The sequence below is a fragment of the Shivajiella indica genome (assembly GCF_042683085.1).
Classification (GTDB): domain Bacteria; phylum Bacteroidota; class Bacteroidia; order Cytophagales; family Cyclobacteriaceae; genus Shivajiella; species Shivajiella indica.
Genome location: NZ_JBHUIV010000034.1, coordinates 57,310 through 76,411, shown reverse-complemented (window position 1 = coordinate 76,411; position 19,102 = coordinate 57,310). Strand labels below are relative to the sequence as shown.

The window sequence follows — 19,102 nt, the reverse complement described above, 5'->3', positions numbered from 1 at the left end:
TAGACAAAATTTGTCAAACTAATAAACGCTCAGCCTCAAAATATCCAGAAACAGAACCGCACGATTGAAGTTGTTTTATGGAACAAATTAAATTTGACATAGCAGTAAGTAATTTTAGTTTCTGTTGCTTAACTTGATCTTTTTAAATACCAAAATCTAATTATGAAAAAACTCCTCTGCATTATCCTGGTTTTCTTATGTTTTCAGGTGTCTGCCCAAGATATTTTCAATTCCTCCCTACCCTTAAAATACCGCAATATAGGTCCCTTTCGTGGTGGCCGGTCCGTTACAGTAAGTGGAGTCGTTGGTGATCCTTTGACCTATTTCATGGGTACTACAGGTGGTGGAGTGTGGAAAACAACAGATGCAGGACAGCATTGGAGCAATATTTCAGATGGATATTTTACTACAGGCTCTGTGGGTGCCATTGCGGTTTCAGAAAGCCATCCAAGGATCGTTTTCGTGGGAATGGGAGAGCATGCACCACGTGGCGTGATGACTTCCTATGGAGATGGGGTCTATAAATCCACCGATGGTGGAAGCACTTGGAAAAAAATGGGATTGGAAAAAACCCAACATATATCCAGGATAATCATCCATCCGGAAAACCCAGATATTGTATTTGTCGCTGCGCAGGGCGCTTTGCATGCTGCCAATGAAGAAAGAGGGGTTTATAAATCCACTGATGGTGGGGAAACCTGGGAGCGAGTACTTTTTGTGAACAGTTTGACGGGTGCGGTAGAATTGTCCATGGACATGAACTTTCCCGATGTACTGTATGCTGCCATGTGGGAACATCAGCGTCTGCCCTGGAAAGTGATCTCAGGTGGGGAAGGAAGTGGGCTTTATAAGTCTGTTGATGCTGGGAAAACATGGGAAAGGTTGGAAAATGGCCTCCCTAAGGAAATGGGAAAAATGGCCATTGCCGTCTCCCGTGCAAATTCCCAAAAAGTATATGCATTGATCGAAAGTGATTCGGAAAAAGGATTGGGTGGCTTGTTTGTATCTGAAGACGGAGGGGAAAGTTGGACTAAAGTGAGTGGTGACAACCGCTTGGTTCAGAGAGCTTGGTATTATATTGAAGTTTTTCCAGATCCGAATGCAGAACATACCGTCTATGTGCTTAGCGCTCCTGCCTTACGGTCTATCGACGGCGGCAAGACCTGGGAAGTATTGCCTAATGCCCATGGAGATTATCATGATCTTTGGATCAATCCAAAAAATTCCAACAATATGGTCATGGCAGATGACGGAGGGGCAGCCATTTCATTTAACCATGCCAAAACATGGTCCAGACAGGACAATATGCCCACGGCCCAGTTTTACAGAATAAATACGGATAATCAATTTCCATATAGAATTTATGGAGGCCAGCAGGACAATACTGCTGTTGTCATCAACAGCCTGGCTTTGGGAAGGGGTGAGATAACGCAGGAACACTGGAATTATTCGGCTGGTGGTGAGTCTGCCTTTTTGGCCTTTGATCCGGATGATCCAAGGTATGTGATGGGGGGAAGTTATCTGGGTACCATTGAACTATTGGACACCAAATCCCAAGCATCTACCAATGTGATGATTGCTCCGATACAATATCTGGGCAGGGACGCCAGTAATATGAAATACCGCTTCAACTGGAATGCGCCTATCATTTGGTCAAAACATGAGCCCGGTACCTTTTACCATGCTGCTCAATATGTTTTGAGAACAAGGGATATGGGGAATTCCTGGGAAGTAATTTCCCCAGACCTGACCCGTAATGAAAAAGAAAAGCAGGGCAAGGGCGGAGGCCCATATACCAATGAGGCTGTAGGAGCAGAAAATTATGGAACAATTGCCTATATTATCGAAGCTCCACATGAAAAGGGGGTATTCTGGACAGGTAGTGATGATGGATTGGTTCACCTGACCAAGGATGGTGGAGCAACCTGGACTAATGTGACACCTAATGGAATGCCCGAAAGTTTGGTAAATGCCATCGAAGTATCTCCCCATGATCCCGGAACAGTGTATATTGCTACCACCCGGTATAAATTCAATGATTACACACCTGCTTTGTATAAGACCACAGATTATGGTAAAACCTGGACCAATATCAGTAAGGGAATACCTTATGGTGCTTTTACCCGGGTGGTTAGGGAGGATACCAAAGTCAAAGGTTTACTTTATGCCGGTACTGAAACAGGCATGTACCTTTCCCGCAATGGAGGTTCCAGCTGGGAGCCCTTCCAGCTCAATTTGCCGGTAACCCCTATCACAGATCTGAAGGTGGCCCATGATGATCTGGTGGTGGCTACTGCCGGAAGATCCTACTGGATATTGGATGACCTGAATGTGGTCAGAGAGATGAATAAGACTGTGGATAAACCACAACTTTATACCCCTGATGACGCGGTCATAGGCCATTGGTATTCTTCCATGAATTCAAGCGAGGCCACTGGAACATCACCGCTGTCAGGAGTGAACCCTGCCAATGGCGTAGTGATTTATTACCATCTTCCGGAAAACATTGCTGATACCACTCTTCTGACTTTGGAAATCAAGGATGAAAAAGGGAACCTTGTCCGGAAATTTTCCAGCAAAAAAGACACTAAATTCATTGCTTATGATGGTGGACCATCACCGGAACCAGTACTTTCTGTTAAAAAAGGTCTGAACCGTTTTGTCTGGGATATGCGATATCCTACCATGCCAGGGCTTCCTAAAGCCTATATTGAATCCAGTTTCAGGGGACATAAAGTCATACCGGGTACCTATACCCTTCATCTCAAATCAGAGCCTGGTGAATCCAGTGTAAGGTCTAAGGTTTTGGATAATCCTTTGTTCGAAACCAGCCCGGCTCAATATGAGGAATATCATACCTTTATGCTGGAAATGGAGACTTCCTTGACTGAAATGCATAATATGGTCAATAAAGCCATGGATTACCAGGTACAGCTGAAAAGCTTCTTGGATAAAATAGAAGGAGATGAAAGCCGGAGAGCTCTCTTGGATGAAGGAAAAAAACTGCTCCAAGCCATGCAGGCATGGGATGAAGATATGGTCCAGAGAAAGTCCAAAGCCTATGATGATGTGGAAAACTTCCCCAATAAGTTTACAGCCAATTACCTCTTCCTGATGAACCAGACGGAAAGTCAGATACCAAAAGTGAATCAAGGATCGAGAGAACGATATGCAGAACTTTCAGCACAATGGGAAGTGCTCAAAACGGAAGGGGAACGCCTGATTAATTCGGCAATTCCGGCTTATAATAACTTGCTCCAGGAAGCCGGGATAGGGGTGTTGTTTGTCAAGTAGGGAAATTGGAAGGCGGATGTCGGATTTTCAAACCATTAAGAATTTAATGAATTAAGGGTTTTCATTAAGGTTTCGGAATTTGGAAGGCGGATTTGGGACAGTAAATGTTCCGGATAAAAAATTGAATTTGGCTCCCACAAAGGCGCGAAGATCACTATGGGCCATAGGTTTCGGATTTCGGTAAAGGAATTAGTAATTATGAATTAAGAATGAGGAATTAAGAATGAATTCCCGCACGTCCCTTGCGGTTTAAGAAAGATGGTTCACGAAAAGGGTGCAAAGAATAATACCCAAAGCTTCGCAAAGAATCATTGATTGAATTGCCAAAATCCCTTAAGGACATTGGCGTTCCTTGCTGTTTAAATAATTGGCCACAGTGCCAAAAAATAATTTCCACAAAATCGGCACTGCATAATCTAAAAACCCGGCCTTAAGAATTTTGATTTTGGTGTTTGAATTTTGGAATTTGATTTTTTCAGGAATCAAATTTATACTCATTCTTGATCACCTCTACCCTTACAGATCTGGCGGAATGCGATAAAATACGCCATTCCTGAATGATCTTTCCTCCCCAAAAATCCATTTCCACTTTCAATACCTCTCCATCAACCTTCCATTTTCCGGAGAAATCCTGTGTTACTATGGGAGGTGTACCGCAAAAACCCGAATTTGAACGGTTGATTAATTTTCCGTTTTCTTGAAAAATAAAACCATAAGTATTTTCCTTCAGTGCATTGGTCCGCTCCATGGAAAATCCAGTCTCATTGTATTCAAGATTAGACCATGATCCTAAGGGGAATTCACCGCTTTCAAATGTCATGGTTTCCTGATCCATGCAGGAACTCAGCAGGAATAAAAAAGAAAAAAGGAGTACAATTTTTTTCATGGCTTCTTTAATTTGTTGCCATGACGAAAATTATACCCCAGGTTGTTGTGGTTAAAGGGAAAAAATAATTAAAAATCCAAAATCCAAAGGTACCAAGTACCAAGTACAAAGTACCAAGACTAAGACACCGACATCCACATCTCACTTCCGACATTCGAGACATCCAACATCCTCACAATACCTATCTTTTGTCCACTTTGATAGAGCCTCCCGAGGTGGAAAGAGTCACAGGTATGCCGCCTCCATGGACTTTTCCGATGATCTGATCCCTGGTTTTTACCCCTTCAAAATAGGCGAGCTGTGAAGATACACTCCCCCCTTTGATATTCAGGTCCATACCTTCATCTTCAGGAAGGGTTACACTGATGCTGCCCCCGCTTGCTTTAAGGGAAAGCTCTCCTTCCAGGTTGACAATATTGGCTTTGATACTACCTCCTGAAGAACTTGCAACGATCATACCTGAAACCTCATTCAAATTTACACTGCCTCCTGAAGAATTCACGGAGATCTCTCCTGAAAATTCGTCTACTTTTACCGATCCACCGCTTGTATTCAACACCATAGTTCCATCAAAATGATTGATAGAAAGGCTTCCTCCTGAACTTTTGGCTGTTAAATTTCCCTCACAAGCTGAGATCTTAATACTTCCCCCACTGCTCTTGATATCATGGTTTCCTTCCAGGCCTTGAAGGGAAATCGATCCTCCACTGCTATTGAAATTGGTAGACATTTCCTCCGGAACCTGTACCTGTATGGAAAAACTGATGTTGTTTTTGCCAAAATTCCAATTGGATTTGTTTTTGGATTGTATGGAAACCCATACCTTATCCCCAGACTGATCCACTTCTACCTGATAGTCGTTTAGTCTTTCCTTTATTTCTTGATCATTCACATCCACCTCTTTTCCATTTCGTCTGGCAAATATTTCCACATACACCTTGTCCTCATCCCATGAGGAAACAGCAATACTGGAACCGGAAGAGCTGATATCCAAAGATTTAATACCTTCCGCGGAAAATTCTTTAGCAATGTAGGGATCAGCAAAAAATACCATTCCCTTTTCTGCATAGGAAAAAAAAGGGAGTGACATGAGGTAGGTAAATAATAGCAGTTTTAGCGTTTTCATAGCAAGTTTGGTTTAGGTAAAACATATTTTACCAGATTCATGCCATTATCAAAAAGGCTTACAACAGGCTTATTTGATCTTTTTTTAGCGGTTTGCCCTGTCCGATGACCGTATTTTTGACCGCATACGAACGAAATTAAATTACCAATTACCAATTACCAATTACCAATTACCAAAATTCAAACTCCAAAATCCAAAACTTCAAACTCCAACTGGTTCAAGACTTTGCCTTGGACCAAAACAATGCACTATCCAGGCTCTTACCTTAAAAATTCACATTGCTTATCCCCGGCGATTCTATACATTTTCCTAAGTGGATAAGATTACGGTATTCGACCCCAACAGGGTCGTATGTTTATAGCTGTCAATTAATTCTATAGGCATTTGACCCCAATGGGGTCACACAGTTTTTAAAATTGCATTTAATGATTAGAATCTATTATTAATGAAATTTTCTAAATAGAGTTTTGGAAGTACAGAAATTTATCAACCCTCTTTAATTCATGAAAAAGTGCTTTCTGAAGAAATTATGATGGGATATAAAAAGTTTATTTGGATTGGTAACCACTCATTTATTATCTTTCTTTTTGATCAATACATCACGGAGGTCGAAAAAATGCAATCCAAAATAGCTACCATCAAATTCCTAAATGCGATGCGAAAAAGGACCAACCAAAGATTCCAAATAGCTTATGAAGAGTAAAATATCAGCATTCACCCTGATGGTGATTGGTTTTTCCACATTTTTATTGGGGTGTCAGGTAAAAGAAACAGGTCAAATAGACCAACTTCCCAATATTGTGATCATTTATTTGGATGATTTGGGTTATGGGGACCTCAGTGCCTATGGGGCCACTGAAATCCAGACCCCAAATATGGACCGGCTGGCCAATGAAGGACTCAGGTTCACCAATGCCTATGCCACCTCTGCGACCTGTACGCCCAGTAGATATGCATTACTTACAGGAATATATCCATGGAGAAATGAAAACGCCAAAATTTTACCGGGTACCGCTCCACTCTTGATTGACGTGGATCAAATGACCATTCCCAAAATGCTGAAAACTAAGGGTTATCACACCGGCGTGGTAGGAAAATGGCATCTGGGATTAGGGGATGGATTTGCAGATTGGAATGAACCCATTTCCCCAGGGCCCAATGAAGTCGGATTTGATTATTCCTATATCATGGCTGCTACCCAGGATAGGGTACCTACGGTGTATATAGAGAATGGAAATGTGGTAGGTCTTGAAAAAGAGGACCCCATTTTGGTAGATTATGATCAAAATTTTGAGGGGGAACCTACCGGATTGGATAACTCTGAATTACTGAAAATGAAATGGCACCATGGGCATAACAATAGCATTGTGAATGGGATTCCCCGCATAGGATTTATGAAAGGCGGTGAAAAGGCCAAATGGATAGATGAGGATATGGCCGATGAATTCCTTCAGAAAGCCCAACATTATATCAAAAATCAGCAAGAGGGCCAGCCATTCTTCCTTTATTATGCCTTGCAGCAACCCCATGTGCCCAGGACACCACATCCACGATTTGTGGGAAAATCAGGTATGGGACCCAGAGGGGATGTGATCCTAGAGGCCGATTGGTGTGTGGGGGAACTCATGAAAACTTTAGAAGAGGAAGGGCTTTTGGAAAATACTATGGTGGTCTTTTCATCAGACAATGGCCCTGTTTTAAATGATGGCTATTATGATGATGCCGTGGAAAAATTGGGGAATCATACCCCGTGGGGACCTTTGAGAGGAGGGAAATACAGTCTCTTTGAAGCGGGTACCCGGGTCCCATTTATGGTTTATTGGAAAGGAAAAATCCAACCAGCGGTTTCTGATGCCTTGGTTTCCCAATTGGATTTCCTGACTTCATTTTCCAAACTCGTCGGAAGCGACATCCGCACGGATGACAGCATGGATATGCTCTCGGAATTATTAGGTAAAACCCAAGACGGAAGAGAGGAACTGATTATTGAAGCCACTTCCCGCACTGCTTTGAGATATGGGGATTACGTGATGATTCCGCCTTATGATGGTCCTGCTATCCAAAATCAGGTCAATATTGAACTGGGAAATGATAAGGAATTCCAGCTGTATAACCTTAAAAATGACATTGGTCAAAACAATAATCTCGCAGCTTCCGAACCCGAATTGCTGGAAAAACTCAAAAAAAGGTTTGAAGAAATCAGGGGAAAAGGTTTTGGTACTGTGGAGGAATTGGAGTTGAAATAGGTGAATTTCAAAATTCAAACCCCAAACTCCAAACCCCAAGCTCCAAATCTCAAAATCCAAAATCTAAAGGTACCATGTACCAAGTACTAAGTACCAAGAGATAGACTCCGACATTCGACATCCGACATCAGAAATCAATTATAATCCACTCTTACATTCGCGCCGGAAGTTATGGCGCTGACTGGGATTCCACCGCCATTGATGGTCCCTTTGACCAGGGTTTTTTTGGTTTCTCCTTCAAAATTGAGATGCTTGCTGACCACTATGCTGCCACTGAAATTAACTGTCATCGGCAGTTCCTTTGGTAATATCAAATCTATACCTGCTCCTTTGGAGGTCATGGAAATTTCTTCCAAGGGTTTCACAAAACTTGCTTTTATGCTTCCTCCTTCTGATAGGGCGATGGCTTTTCCACTGATGTCAGTTAGGCTCATGTTGCCTCCCGATGAATTTGCTTTTATAGAACCGGAAAAACTATCCACCCTTAAGCTTCCTCCTCCTGAATTCAGGTCCACTTCCCCTTTAAACTTATCCACAAAAATGCTTCCCCCCGAACTCTCTGCACTCATCTCTCCTTTACAATCAATGGCCCGAATACTTCCCCCATGGCTTTTGAGCTGTTGCTTTCCATCCATTCCGGCCAGGGTAATGGATCCCCCATCTGTATTAAAAAAGGAATTTTTGGATGGAGGGCTCATTACCTTGAAAAGCAGCAGGATATTGTCCTTACCGGACTTCAGTCTCGATTTTTTTTCATAATCTACCTGAATGATCAGTCTGTTCCCTACTTCTTGAACATTGAATTGATAGGCTTCCAGTTTTTTCTCCAATTGGGGGTCATCCCAACTGACGGGTTTGTTGTCCCTCAAGGCCAGCACTTCCACATAAATCCGGTCTTCTTCCCAAGAATTGAGCTGAACGCTAAGGCCTTTGGTCTGAAAATCCAAGGTTTCAATGGTTTGCCCTGAAAATTCTTGGGAAAGGATGGGCTTGTCCTGATTGCTTTGCCAGGCATAGCAGCTGATTGGGCCAAGTATTAAAAACAAGAAGAGTAGCTGTTTCATATCGGGGTCCCTTATGGTTTTTTTATTGAATAAACTGAAGAAGTGACTTAATTTGACTGTCAGAAATATTTTCCTTTTCAGATTTGTCATAGATGGATAATAAAAATATGGTATCCTCAGCTACATAAAAATGGGTAATTACTCTTGCCCCACCTGATTTTCCTTTTCCTTTTGAAGCAATTGCAAGGCGGATTTTAAAGCAGTTATTTCCAAGGGAAGTTCCGGCAGTAGGATCAATTGAAAGTTGCCTTCCGAGTTCAGCTAGTTCGATTTTTAGGGAAGGGTATTTTTTCATGAGTTTTTTGGCTTCTTTACGGAAAGGGGCGATAGTAGCTACTTTAAAGCTCATCGAGAAACTCGCTTAAAGGTTGGGCTTTTTTCTTTCCAGCTTTAATTTGGTTTACTTCCTCTACTGCTTCTTTCAAACCTGCCAAAATTTCTGCTTTGTACGGTGTAAGGGGTTTTGCTTTTACAAATTTAAAGTTACTAAGCAGTTCCAAAATAAAAGCAACTTTTTCATCTTTTATGTCCAATAGTACTTTCATACCTAATCCTTTTTTTTAAAGAAAACGCCTTTTTTGTTTATAAGTTCAGGAATAATTTTGATTACCAGAGAGATCAAATGCTTTTGGTGGTATGCTAAACTGTTTATACTCAGGAAGCATTTTTGAAATTTATCCTTTACCCAAAAATAGTCAAATTTGTATGGCAAAGAAATGAGAAGCATGATTCTGTTTAGAACTTTTCAAGTTTCGTTTTCAGACAAAGCTGTAAAAAGGCAAAAAAACTGCCCCATCTTGGGGCAGTTTTAACCTAAACTAAGCACTATGAACTAAAACGGCAAATGGTGCCTGCAATTTCCGGCACGTGAGCAATGAATTTAAACCCGGAAAGCAGGACTTAAAAGTAGAATTGTTCCATATTATGGATATTAACCGAAGAGTTCCTTGCTGAGTTGCATGAAATTAAACTTTTAAGTATTGAATGATTTTATGGTTGGGATAAAGGATTTTTAGGGAGGGTTTTTCCTTGGTAATTATGAATTTTTCACTGTTCAGGATTAAAAATCACAAACAGCCTGGTTTTAGTTTGTTCTACTTAGTTTTAAGCTAAAAATTCCTTTTAATTCTAGTTGCCGGCCATAATTTATCCCCAATGAAGTTTTGTTATTCTTCCACTCTGGTATAGGCCATTGGCGTAGGCGGGGCGCAGTTGGCCAATGATCTCGGGGTGAGAACATCATTGCAGCCCAAAAATGTAAGCACCAGGATATTGTCATTTTCTTCCAGGGAAAATTCGGCAATTTCGTCAGGTATTATCCATTCCAGCTGTTCTTTTAATAGGCTGGTCTGGCTTGGTGGGTTAGAATAATCCTCTGCATAAAATCCCCTGATATTAGACAAAACCAAGTTGCCTTCTCTTTTGGAATATTTTCCCTTGGAGTAACCTATAATTCCGGGTTGAAGCTCTTGCGTCTGAATGGTTCTTACAGAGAAACTTTCAAAATTTCCATTGGTATTGAATACATAAGAAACAATCCAAGAATCTTCTTCAACATTAAATTCCTTTTCCCATTTCCCTACCAATTCTTTTGGAATAATGACTTCCTCAGATTCTACACAAGAGAAAAAAAATAGTACCAAGATGGAGTATAGTAAAGTTTTTTTCATAGTAAAAATGGGTTAAGATTGATCTTGGTTTTTTAACGTGCTTTTGTTTCGGAGAGTTTAAGTTTAAACTAAAATATTTTTAACCTAAAAGACTGTTAGCCAGTTATTTTATAGAAATAAAATGAACCACAAAAGGAACAAAAGTAAACTTGACCTTTGAGGCTTTCAAAACCTCGAAGGGCTGACCTAATAAGAGGCCATCCAATTTCAAAAACAAACTTAATGTCTTGGTTCCTCTGTCTGCCTGAAGGTAGATTTAAACTTCAGAAGTCGTCCCGCCAACCTTTGAGGTCTTTCACGCCGCAAAGTAAGGACCTCGAAGGTTTCTGGTAAGAAAACTACTTCACTTATCGTGAATTCCCAGCTGTTCTTGCCTAGTCAAAAAAACTGCCCTTAATGAAATCCTTTATCCGTTAACTTATTGGTTCTCACCTACCCTACACCCTGGCCCCTCGCTAAAATGATCCCTGTGGATCATTTCTTCACGCTCGGTCCTCCTTCAACTCCTTAATGGTTCAAAAAATGCCCTTCTTATTTCGACAATTGATGACAATTAATTTTTTATCCTGATCCTTTTCGGGATCTTTGGTAAAGGAAGAAAAAAGGAATTTTTATGGAAAAGCAGCAATATTGTCCGATATGCCAGCAGGAAGTAGATTATTCCTCCAGGTATCCCAAGTATCTCTGTGGTAACTGTATGGACCTTTGTACCGATGCCAAAGGAAGGCCGGTGGCATTTTACAATACCAGTATTTCCGGCCATGGTTGTCAGGGGGAATACAAGGATACAGAAGAGCGTTATGAGGGAAATATCTGCTATGTAAATGGCATTCCCTGCAAAGCGGAAGAGCACCATTTTGGAGGGATTGTGGTGGAGGTGGTTTAGGAGGGGATTTTCAGTGATGGAAAAGAAAGATAAAATCTATGACCTTATGTTTAACTCATTAGAAGATGATGGGTTTTTTAAGGCACTTGAATTAAAGTATGGGAAAACTGTTCCTCTTTATCATGCTACGGATTTATCATCCTATGAAAGGATTAAAGAGGAAGGCTTGGTGTTGAATGAAGGTAAGAATTACTTGCATTGGGGACATTCAAGTCAACTTTATTTTCAAATAGGTAAGTCTGATTATTTAGATAGTTTTCGCTGTGTCTTATTGAAATATGATGCTCCAATTGATTGGTTGGCTCAATTAGCATTTGCAGATCTCGGTAATGTAACCGTGAAAGATGAAGATTTGGAAAAATATGGAGTAGATCTCGAGCAAATTACTTCTTCAATGAAAGATTTCCTCAAATATTACATATGGAATAATTTTAAGATTGAGGGGATGGAGATTGCGATTATGGATTTAGATTTGATTGGTATTGGGGAGATTTTTCCGGAGAGGGTTTTATAAAGTGTGTTTTTAAAATCTTACCGAATTACAAAAATTCAGTGTAGACGCTGAATAATTAATTTATATTTTAGTATTTCCTAAGGATTTAAATTTTAGCTTTTATTATGAGACAAGGCATTTATGAGGAGCTGATTACTCAACTTGTTGATTCTAAATTGAGGGAATTAGACCAGGAAAAGTTTTTTATAAAAAAGAAACCACTTGATAAAGAAGAAGCAAAAATTGTACTTTCCCAAAGTTTTCAATTTGTCTTGAAAAGAGCCTTAGGCTTGATATCTTCCGAGGATCAGGTTTTAAAGCAAATCGAATTGGTGAATAAGTTGATTCGAATTTTAAAAGACTCTTTAGATGAGCCAGACTTTGATTTTGATATTATAGATATAAATGCCAAAATCCTAACAGCTGTTTATTCAAAAGTTGATTTTGGTTTTTCAGATTTTGATAAATTTTTAAAGGAAGTAACACCAAGTACTAGATTGTTACATAGTTCTTTATTTACAGGTGGTGGAGGAAATCAAAGTTTTCAATTAGATGGTGAGCTTCAAAAAGAGATTAACTCTTCAGATGAAATCGATTTTTTAGTATCGTTTATAAAATGGAATGGCTTAAGACTCCTTCAAGATCATTTGATTGATTTCACAAATAGGGGAGGAAAGCTAAGAGTAATCACCACGACATATGTAGGTGCTACGGACGCTAAATGTGTTGAGTTTCTCTCAAAGTTGAAAAATACAGAGGTTAAGGTTTCTTATAATACTGAAAATGAAAGGGTTCATGTAAAATCCTACATGTTCAAGCGAAGCACAGGATTTCATACCGCTTATATTGGTTCGTCCAACTTGTCTAAAGCCGCTTTAACCAAAGGGTTAGAATGGAATGTTAAATTAACGAACAAAGAAATTCCTCACGTCTTAGATAAGGCGTTCAAAACTTTCGATACTTACTGGCAAAGTTCAGATTTTGAAACTTATGTTCATGAAGTGCATGGAGATAAATTAAAGGTTGCGCTTAAAAAAGGAAAATTCTCTGGAAATCAAGGTAGTATTAACCTGAATGTGTTTGATATTAAGCCATATAAGTTTCAGGAAGAAATCTTAGAAAAATTAGAAGTTGAAAGAACTGTTCATCATCGGTATAAAAATTTAGTAGTTGCTGCTACCGGTACTGGAAAAACTATTATTTCTGCTTTTGATTATTCCAGATTTAGAAAAGTCAACCCTGGAGCAAAGTTTTTATTTGTAGCACATAGGGAAGAAATTTTAAAGCAATCTTTAGCAGTTTTTCGTGGCATTTTAAAGGATTCAAATTTTGGTGAATTATGGGTTGGTGGATCGACTCCAAATCAATTTGATAATGTCTTCGCATCTGTTCAGACCTTGAATAATAGGATTTCTGATTTATCCTTAAGCGAAGATTTTTATGATTTCATCATCATTGATGAAGTTCATCATATTGCAGCAAATAGTTATAGGCCTATTCTTCAAAAATTTAAGCCAAAAATTTTACTGGGTTTAACTGCTACCCCAGAGAGAATGGATGGAGCGGATATTCTCGAAGACTTTTGTGATCATATTGCAGCGGAAATCAGGCTACCAGAGGCTATGAATCAAAAACTCCTATGCCCATTCAACTACTTTGGGCTAACCGATACAGTTGATTTGGCTAACCTAAATTGGTCTAGAGGTAGATATGTTCCAAGTGAATTGAATAAAGTTTATACAGGCAATGATTTAAGGGTCAATCATATCTTGTCAAATCTTGAAAAGTACCTTACGGACATTCAGGATGTTCGAGCACTTGGTTTTTGTGTTACTCAAGATCATGCCAAATATATGGCGGAAAAATTTGTATTGGCAGGCTTAAAGGCAGATTATTTAATTTCAAATGGACCAACAGATAGAAGTTCAATTGGAGAAAGACTTACTAAAAAAGAGATAAACTATTTGTTCGTAGTTGATATATTTAATGAAGGAGTAGATATCCCTGAAATTGATACTGTTTTATTTTTAAGGCCAACAGAAAGTTTAACCATATTTCTTCAGCAATTAGGAAGGGGGTTGAGACTTTCTGATGGTAAAGACTGTTTAACAGTATTGGACTTTGTTGGAAATGCTCGATCAGAATATGATTTTGAAGGGAAGTTTAGGGCGATGATTGGGAAGACTAGCCAATCCATTTTGAAAGAAGTTGAAAATAATTTTCCCCATGTTCCACTGGGCTGTAGTATTATACTTGAAAGGCAAGCAAAGGAGACGATTTTAAAAAATATCAAGGAGGCCACAAGTCCAAATAGAATTCAACTTTTATCAAAAATTAGAAATTTTAGACATCAGACAAGCCTTCCATTAACTCTCAAAAACTTTACTGAATTTTATAGAATTCCGTTGCCATTGATTTTTAAGCGAGGTTCTTGGAAAAGGCTTTGTGTTGAAGCGGGTGTGATGGAAGATTTTGATTCGAAAAATGAAAAAGAATTGGTAAGCTGTATTGCAAAAAAATGGTTGTCAACAGAATCATCTTCTTATTTTAACTTTATAAAAAAGCTAGTCAAATCGAAGTTTCAGTTTTCTTTCAATAGTTTGAATGAAGAAGAGAAGTTGATGTGTATGATGCTTCATTATGACTTTTGGCAAAAGGAAGGAGGTTTCGATTCCTTAGAAGATAGTATCAAAGCAATTGGTAGAAACCCGTTTATAGTGGAGGAAATGGATGAGGTCATCGATGTTCTGTTTGACAAGGTTTCTGTATTAGAAAGGGAGATAGAACTACCGTACAAACAACCTTTAAGATTGTATGCTCGATATACCAGAGATCAGATTTTGGCTGCATTTAGCTTAAGTACATTCGAAAAGAGATCTTCCAATAGGGAAGGTGCTGCAGAGAACAAGCATTTAAATACGGAGTTACTATTTGTTGACTTATTAAAGTCTGAGGAAGATTTTTCGCCGACTACCATGTACAATGACTTCGCGATTAATGAGCGAAAATTCCATTGGGAAACTCAAAATTCAGCAAGACCCGATAAAGGCAAAGGTTTAAGCTATATTCAACATAAAGAAGAAGGAAAAATTATTCTCTTATTTATCCGAGAACAAAAAAAGAATGAATTCAAAAACACTACAGGTTATGTCTTTATAGGTAAGGCTGAATATGAAAGTCATTATGGCTCCCAGCCTATGAGTGTTAATTGGAATTTAGAAGAGCCAATTCCTCCGTATTTGTGGTCAGCTTCTGCAAAGCTTGCCTAATTTGGACAAAAGCTCAGGCTTGGTATTCTTGCCCTTGATCTGGGACATGTTGAAAGACCGCTGAGGGGTGGTGTAAAAACCTGCTTCCTCCGAAAATCTGGGCACAGAGATTTTCGGTTCAGGATAGGGTTTGATGAGGGTAGGTTTCGACTTTTTGACCATGGCTTTCAATGATATGAATATAACTCAAAAAATGATCATCATGGATTATGAGGTCAAGCTAAACCATATGGAATGGACTAAGATTACATTGTTGGGAATTTAAAAACGCCTGATATGTTAAATATCAGGCGTTTTTGTCTAATTATTCAGATAAGCCAGACAGGCTTCTTGACAATTTTTGCATGCTTTGGCACAGGCCTGACAATGATCGTGTGCATGTTTACCACATTCCTCAGCACATAGGCCACAGATTTTCGCACAATACTTAATCAGATCATTTACTTCTTTGAAACTCCCTGATAGCACCTGAGCAGTAGTCAAGCATACAGAACCACAGACATGATCTGTTTGGATACAGTCTTTCATATGGTTCACGTCTTTTTCCTGAAGACATGCATCTGCACAGTGAAAACATGCATTGGCACATTCCTGAAGTTTGATAATCAGTTCGTTACGTTTCATGGTTAATTTGGTTTGTTGTTACAAATTCATTTAACGCTTTGAAAACATGCAAATACCATTCCATTAACAGGAAGCCCATTTTGAGACTTATGCCCTTCTAACAATTTTTACTTTCAAAGACCAAATTGCCCTTATGATACAATTGCTTCACGGAGGATAACCTGGCCACGGCTTCGGCGGAACAAGAGGCCGCCACCAAATTGAAGCTGGCTTTATCCCCGACTTTGGGCCAGACCTGATTGCCGTCTTTGTCCAATGGCGTTACGCCCTTAGTCCCAATGCCCAGACATCGGGACAATCCAAATTCATGGTTGTACCTGTATAATTCGGCCATGGTCTTGGCCTTATCCAACATACTTCCTGTGCCAAATGGCTGCCAATGGTCCGTCACACAGTCTGTACCCGCCATGACAGGAATGCCATGCTCTATGAGCTTGGGAATAGGCATCACATTATACCCTATCGGCACGGTGGTGGTAATGCCGATCTGCGCATCTGCAAGGGCTTCGCAGGTAGCTTCAAGGGTTTTGCTGTCCAAGGCTCCCAAAATAAAACAATGGCTGAGGTAAGTTTTTCCTTTCAATACCGGGTTTTCCTTGACTTTGGCTATCAGGTACTCCACTGTTTGCAAGCCTGACTCACCTGTTTCATGTAGGTGTATATCCAGGCCCTTACCATAGTCCAATGCCAGTTGCACGGTAAAGTCCACAGTCTTTTCAATATGTCCGTCGATAGAATAGGGATCCACGCCTCCGATAAAATCAACACCCATGCCTGCTGCCTCCCGCATCAGGTCCTGTGATCCGGAGTAAAAGACGCCGTGTTGGGGAAAGGCCACCAGTTCAGCACCAAAACCAGCTTCTTTGGCCTCCAGGGCTTTTTGGAGGTTTTTCAAAGAATCCAGTTTGGAAGTAGGCTCTATGTTGACATGGCTTCTGGCAAAATCGGTTCCTTTGGAATGCAGCAGTTCAATCAGTTTCTTGGCCCGCTCCGTGGAATGGGGCAAAAGTGTGGGGATGACCTCTTTCTCATGTTCGATCAGCTCTTTGACAGTCCGGAATTTACTTTCCCTTGCCTTCCAAGGTCCACTGTAGTAGGTTTTATCCAGGTGGATATGCATGTCCTTCATGGCGGGCAGCATCAGGTATCCTTGGGCATCAATCGCATCAGCAGCAGGGTTGTTCGGAAGAATTTCGCTGATTTTCCCATTCTCCACCGTTACGGTGAAAAGCTTGGTTTCCGTAGCAATGACTTCAATTTCATCCCGGATAAAGCCGGTTTCCATCCTTACATTTTTAAGCATGAATTTGGAGTGGTGCTGGTTTGGATACATTTCACTGCTGCTGTCGGCAAATCCAAAGGTAGGAGACAGAAAACCTGCACCTGTGAGGGCGATGGTTTGGGAAAGGAAATTTCTTCTGTTGAGCTGCTTGTTTGACATAGTGTAAAGTTTAGGACCAAAATTAGGCATTGAGAAAGAAATCGTGTTTATGGGGAGCTTCGATAATGTTTTTGCCTTGGATGCTGTGATCTAAAATGCAGAGCCCCTCTAGGTTGTTGGCCTGGAATTCCTTAAGATCCAAAATAGGGAAAAGCGTAGTTTTCTGGTTTGGGTTGCCCATGTATAAATCTATTGATTTTTAATTGTAAGGAAAAAATCAATAATTTTTGTTTGATGGGTCTGTACCTTATACAGTATCCCAAGGGGTATTTCTGAACAGTTTTTATAATTGGGTCTTCCTTCCCTTGATATGGGATAGATTGAAAGACTAATGTGCAGTAGGCAAGCTAAAGCAGATAAAACTATAAATAATGCAGCAATAGATTAAATCTTATCTTTTATATTCTTTTCATTAAAAGTTTTTTAACTTGATTCCCTAAAATCCTTTAAACCAGCGCTATTATGAAATCTAACCTATTATTAATTGCCTTTTTGACAATATCCTTTTTTTCCTGTACTTCCCGACAGGAAGGGGAATCTGATGGGGTGTATCAGGAAACGGTGGAAATAGATGGCCCCACCAAGCTTTTGGTAAAGGGAGCATTCAATCTTTTCATTTCACAGGGAGACCTGGAATCTTTGACCATTGAAGGAAGCGAAGATTTGGTCAAAAAGCTAAAAATAAACCAAAATGGGGATGTACTGGAGTTAGTTTACCAGGAGGAAAATGTTAAATTATTCGGCAAGGAAGGTCTTAAAGTCAATTTGACTATCGCAGATCTCAAGGAATTGGAATTTGAAGGTGCCGGAAATATACAGACAAAGGGCCAATTGGATCTTGATGACTTTCAGATTGTAGGAAAAGGTGTGGGCAATATTGAAATGGATCTGGATGCGGATCAAGTGGATGCGGATCTGAATTTTGTGGGCCAAATGATACTCAAGGGAGCTGCTGATCAATTTTTGCTTTCAAATGAAGGCGTCGGCAATATAGATGCTTCCCAATTTTGGGTGCAGAAGGCGGAAATAAACAGTTCAGGAATTGGCGCAGTTTCCGTGCACTGCGAGGGGGAATTGTCCCTTGAAGTCAGCGGTATAGGCACGGTGAGTTATACCGGAAATCCGACCATCGTATATGAAAAAGTAAGTGGGATAGGCAAGGTGAACAGGAATTAAGGTCCGAAGTCGGATGTCTGATGTGGGATGAGGGATGAAGGGGGAAGGTAAAATTCGGATTTCGAAAGGCGGAATTCGGAAGTTGGAATGGATGGCGGTGTCACGTGTCTTGGTACTTTGTACTTGGTACATGGTACCTTTGGATTTTTGATTTTGGAACTTGATACTTGGTACATTATGGTACCTTTGGATTTGAATCTTTTACTTTGTAATTGATCATTGGAAATTTTCAAAGATTATGCGCCGTGAATGACTTGTTCATACCCCACATTTTTTCCTTATAAATCCTGGCATTCGGAAATAGGCGCTTCATCTCTTGGTGGCTGATCAGGCGGATTTCCTCGAGATATTGCCTTGCATGCCCGGGATCCCATTTCTGCATCCTGCTCAATTTGGTTTTTGTCAAAATACCGTATGTGAATTTTTTTGGGAAATATTGCATAAAGGGTAGGGCATAATGGGCTTCAATAAAAAAATGTTTGTTGGGAGTCTGTATAAAATATTTCTTTCCGACCCGCATGCATTCCTTGGCCATCTTCTGCTGGTTTTCCCAGGTATAAAGGTGCTCTATCACAGAATTTGAAAATACCAGATCAAATTGGCCATCCTCAAATTGCGACAGGTCAGTTGCGTCTCCTGCCTTACTTTGTATGCCTTGGGGTAAATTCTTTTCTTCTTCTAAATTGAGTAAAGTAATCTGAAGCCTTCCCGAACGGAACATTTCTTTGTCTTTCCAGAAATTGGCTGTTCCTCCCACATCCAATACTTTTATGGCTTTTGATTGAGGAAAATTATGGTCAATTAACTGTTCAAAAATTTGGAACCTTTTGTTTCTTAGCGCGTAACCTAAGGAATCAGGTTTATCAGAAGAAGCCAATAAGGCTTTAAAATAATTCATAAATCGCGAATGCTATTTCGATTAAGGCA

At 40.0% G+C, this 19,102-nt stretch carries 17 protein-coding genes; 6 read left to right on the top strand and 11 right to left on the bottom strand.

Annotation, left to right across the window (positions count from 1 at the left end; translation table 11 throughout):
• The first annotated feature begins 162 nt into the window (after positions 1–162).
• On the top strand, positions 163–3,294 hold the full coding sequence (locus tag ACFSKV_RS19325; RefSeq protein ID WP_380806644.1) for a WD40/YVTN/BNR-like repeat-containing protein: 3,132 nt from the start codon (positions 163–165) through the stop codon (positions 3,292–3,294).
• Positions 3,295–3,769: 475 nt separating this feature from the next.
• Here the strand turns inward: ACFSKV_RS19325 and ACFSKV_RS19320 are convergent, their stop codons facing one another.
• Together ACFSKV_RS19320 and ACFSKV_RS19315 are read right to left on the bottom strand one after the other, a co-directional pair.
• The gene (locus tag ACFSKV_RS19320; protein WP_380806641.1) at positions 3,770–4,180 is read right to left on the bottom strand and encodes a hypothetical protein; all 411 of its coding nucleotides are present in this window, start codon (positions 4,178–4,180) and stop codon (positions 3,770–3,772) included.
• 181 nt (positions 4,181–4,361) lie between these two features.
• Positions 4,362–5,306: a DUF4097 family beta strand repeat-containing protein gene (locus ACFSKV_RS19315; RefSeq protein ID WP_380806639.1), complete on the bottom strand. Its 945-nt coding sequence runs from the start codon at positions 5,304–5,306 to the stop codon at positions 4,362–4,364.
• 692 nt (positions 5,307–5,998) lie between these two features.
• Between ACFSKV_RS19315 and ACFSKV_RS19310 the strand changes: the two genes are divergently transcribed.
• A complete protein-coding gene (locus ACFSKV_RS19310; protein ID WP_380806637.1) occupies positions 5,999–7,552 on the top strand; it encodes a sulfatase family protein in 1,554 nt (517 codons plus the stop codon).
• 134 nt (positions 7,553–7,686) lie between these two features.
• Here the strand turns inward: ACFSKV_RS19310 and ACFSKV_RS19305 are convergent, their stop codons facing one another.
• From ACFSKV_RS19305 to ACFSKV_RS19290, 4 genes are all read right to left on the bottom strand, one after another.
• A complete protein-coding gene (locus ACFSKV_RS19305; protein ID WP_380806635.1) occupies positions 7,687–8,616 on the bottom strand; it encodes a DUF4097 family beta strand repeat-containing protein in 930 nt (309 codons plus the stop codon).
• Positions 8,617–8,638: 22 nt separating this feature from the next.
• Positions 8,639–8,965, bottom strand: coding sequence for a type II toxin-antitoxin system RelE/ParE family toxin (locus tag ACFSKV_RS19300; protein ID WP_380806633.1), 327 nt, complete (start codon positions 8,963–8,965; stop codon positions 8,639–8,641).
• The gene (locus ACFSKV_RS19295) at positions 8,955–9,161 is read right to left on the bottom strand and encodes a hypothetical protein (RefSeq protein ID WP_380806631.1); all 207 of its coding nucleotides are present in this window, start codon (positions 9,159–9,161) and stop codon (positions 8,955–8,957) included. Before ACFSKV_RS19295 ends, ACFSKV_RS19300 begins: the two co-directional genes overlap by 11 nt.
• A 621-nt stretch (positions 9,162–9,782) precedes the next feature.
• Positions 9,783–10,286 carry a hypothetical protein gene (locus ACFSKV_RS19290; protein WP_380806628.1) on the bottom strand — a complete coding sequence of 168 codons (504 nt, stop codon included), beginning with the start codon at positions 10,284–10,286 and terminating at the stop codon, positions 9,783–9,785.
• 613 nt (positions 10,287–10,899) lie between these two features.
• Between ACFSKV_RS19290 and ACFSKV_RS19285 the strand changes: the two genes are divergently transcribed.
• The 3 genes from ACFSKV_RS19285 to ACFSKV_RS19275 all read left to right on the top strand — a co-directional run bounded on the left by ACFSKV_RS19285 (position 10,900) and on the right by ACFSKV_RS19275 (position 14,934).
• Positions 10,900–11,172 (top strand): hypothetical protein, encoded by a 273-nt coding sequence (locus ACFSKV_RS19285; protein WP_380806626.1) that lies wholly within the window; start codon positions 10,900–10,902, stop codon positions 11,170–11,172.
• Positions 11,173–11,188: 16 nt separating this feature from the next.
• Positions 11,189–11,686, top strand: coding sequence for a hypothetical protein (locus tag ACFSKV_RS19280; RefSeq protein ID WP_380806624.1), 498 nt, complete (start codon positions 11,189–11,191; stop codon positions 11,684–11,686).
• Between the two features lie 104 nt (positions 11,687–11,790).
• Positions 11,791–14,934, top strand: coding sequence for a DUF3427 domain-containing protein (locus tag ACFSKV_RS19275; RefSeq protein ID WP_380806621.1), 3,144 nt, complete (start codon positions 11,791–11,793; stop codon positions 14,932–14,934).
• Here the strand turns inward: ACFSKV_RS19275 and ACFSKV_RS19270 are convergent.
• The 4 genes from ACFSKV_RS19270 to ACFSKV_RS19255 form a co-directional block, all read right to left on the bottom strand.
• Positions 14,911–15,096, bottom strand: coding sequence for a hypothetical protein (locus ACFSKV_RS19270; RefSeq protein ID WP_380806618.1), 186 nt, complete (start codon positions 15,094–15,096; stop codon positions 14,911–14,913). The genes ACFSKV_RS19275 and ACFSKV_RS19270 overlap by 24 nt on opposite strands.
• A 138-nt stretch (positions 15,097–15,234) precedes the next feature.
• Positions 15,235–15,558, bottom strand: coding sequence for a four-helix bundle copper-binding protein (locus ACFSKV_RS19265; protein ID WP_380806616.1), 324 nt, complete (start codon positions 15,556–15,558; stop codon positions 15,235–15,237).
• A gap of 97 nt (positions 15,559–15,655) precedes the next feature.
• A complete protein-coding gene (locus ACFSKV_RS19260; RefSeq protein ID WP_380806613.1) occupies positions 15,656–16,999 on the bottom strand; it encodes an amidohydrolase in 1,344 nt (447 codons plus the stop codon).
• Between the two features lie 22 nt (positions 17,000–17,021).
• Positions 17,022–17,180 (bottom strand): hypothetical protein, encoded by a 159-nt coding sequence (locus tag ACFSKV_RS19255; RefSeq protein ID WP_380806611.1) that lies wholly within the window; start codon positions 17,178–17,180, stop codon positions 17,022–17,024.
• Positions 17,181–17,461: 281 nt separating this feature from the next.
• Between ACFSKV_RS19255 and ACFSKV_RS19250 the strand changes: the two genes are divergently transcribed.
• Positions 17,462–18,175, top strand: coding sequence for a head GIN domain-containing protein (locus ACFSKV_RS19250; protein ID WP_380806608.1), 714 nt, complete (start codon positions 17,462–17,464; stop codon positions 18,173–18,175).
• 229 nt (positions 18,176–18,404) lie between these two features.
• Here ACFSKV_RS19250 and ACFSKV_RS19245 read toward each other — a convergent pair whose 3' ends face one another.
• Entirely contained in the window at positions 18,405–19,073 is a 669-nt protein-coding gene (locus tag ACFSKV_RS19245) for a class I SAM-dependent methyltransferase (RefSeq protein ID WP_380806606.1), read from the bottom strand.
• Positions 19,074–19,102: the final 29 nt, after the last annotated feature.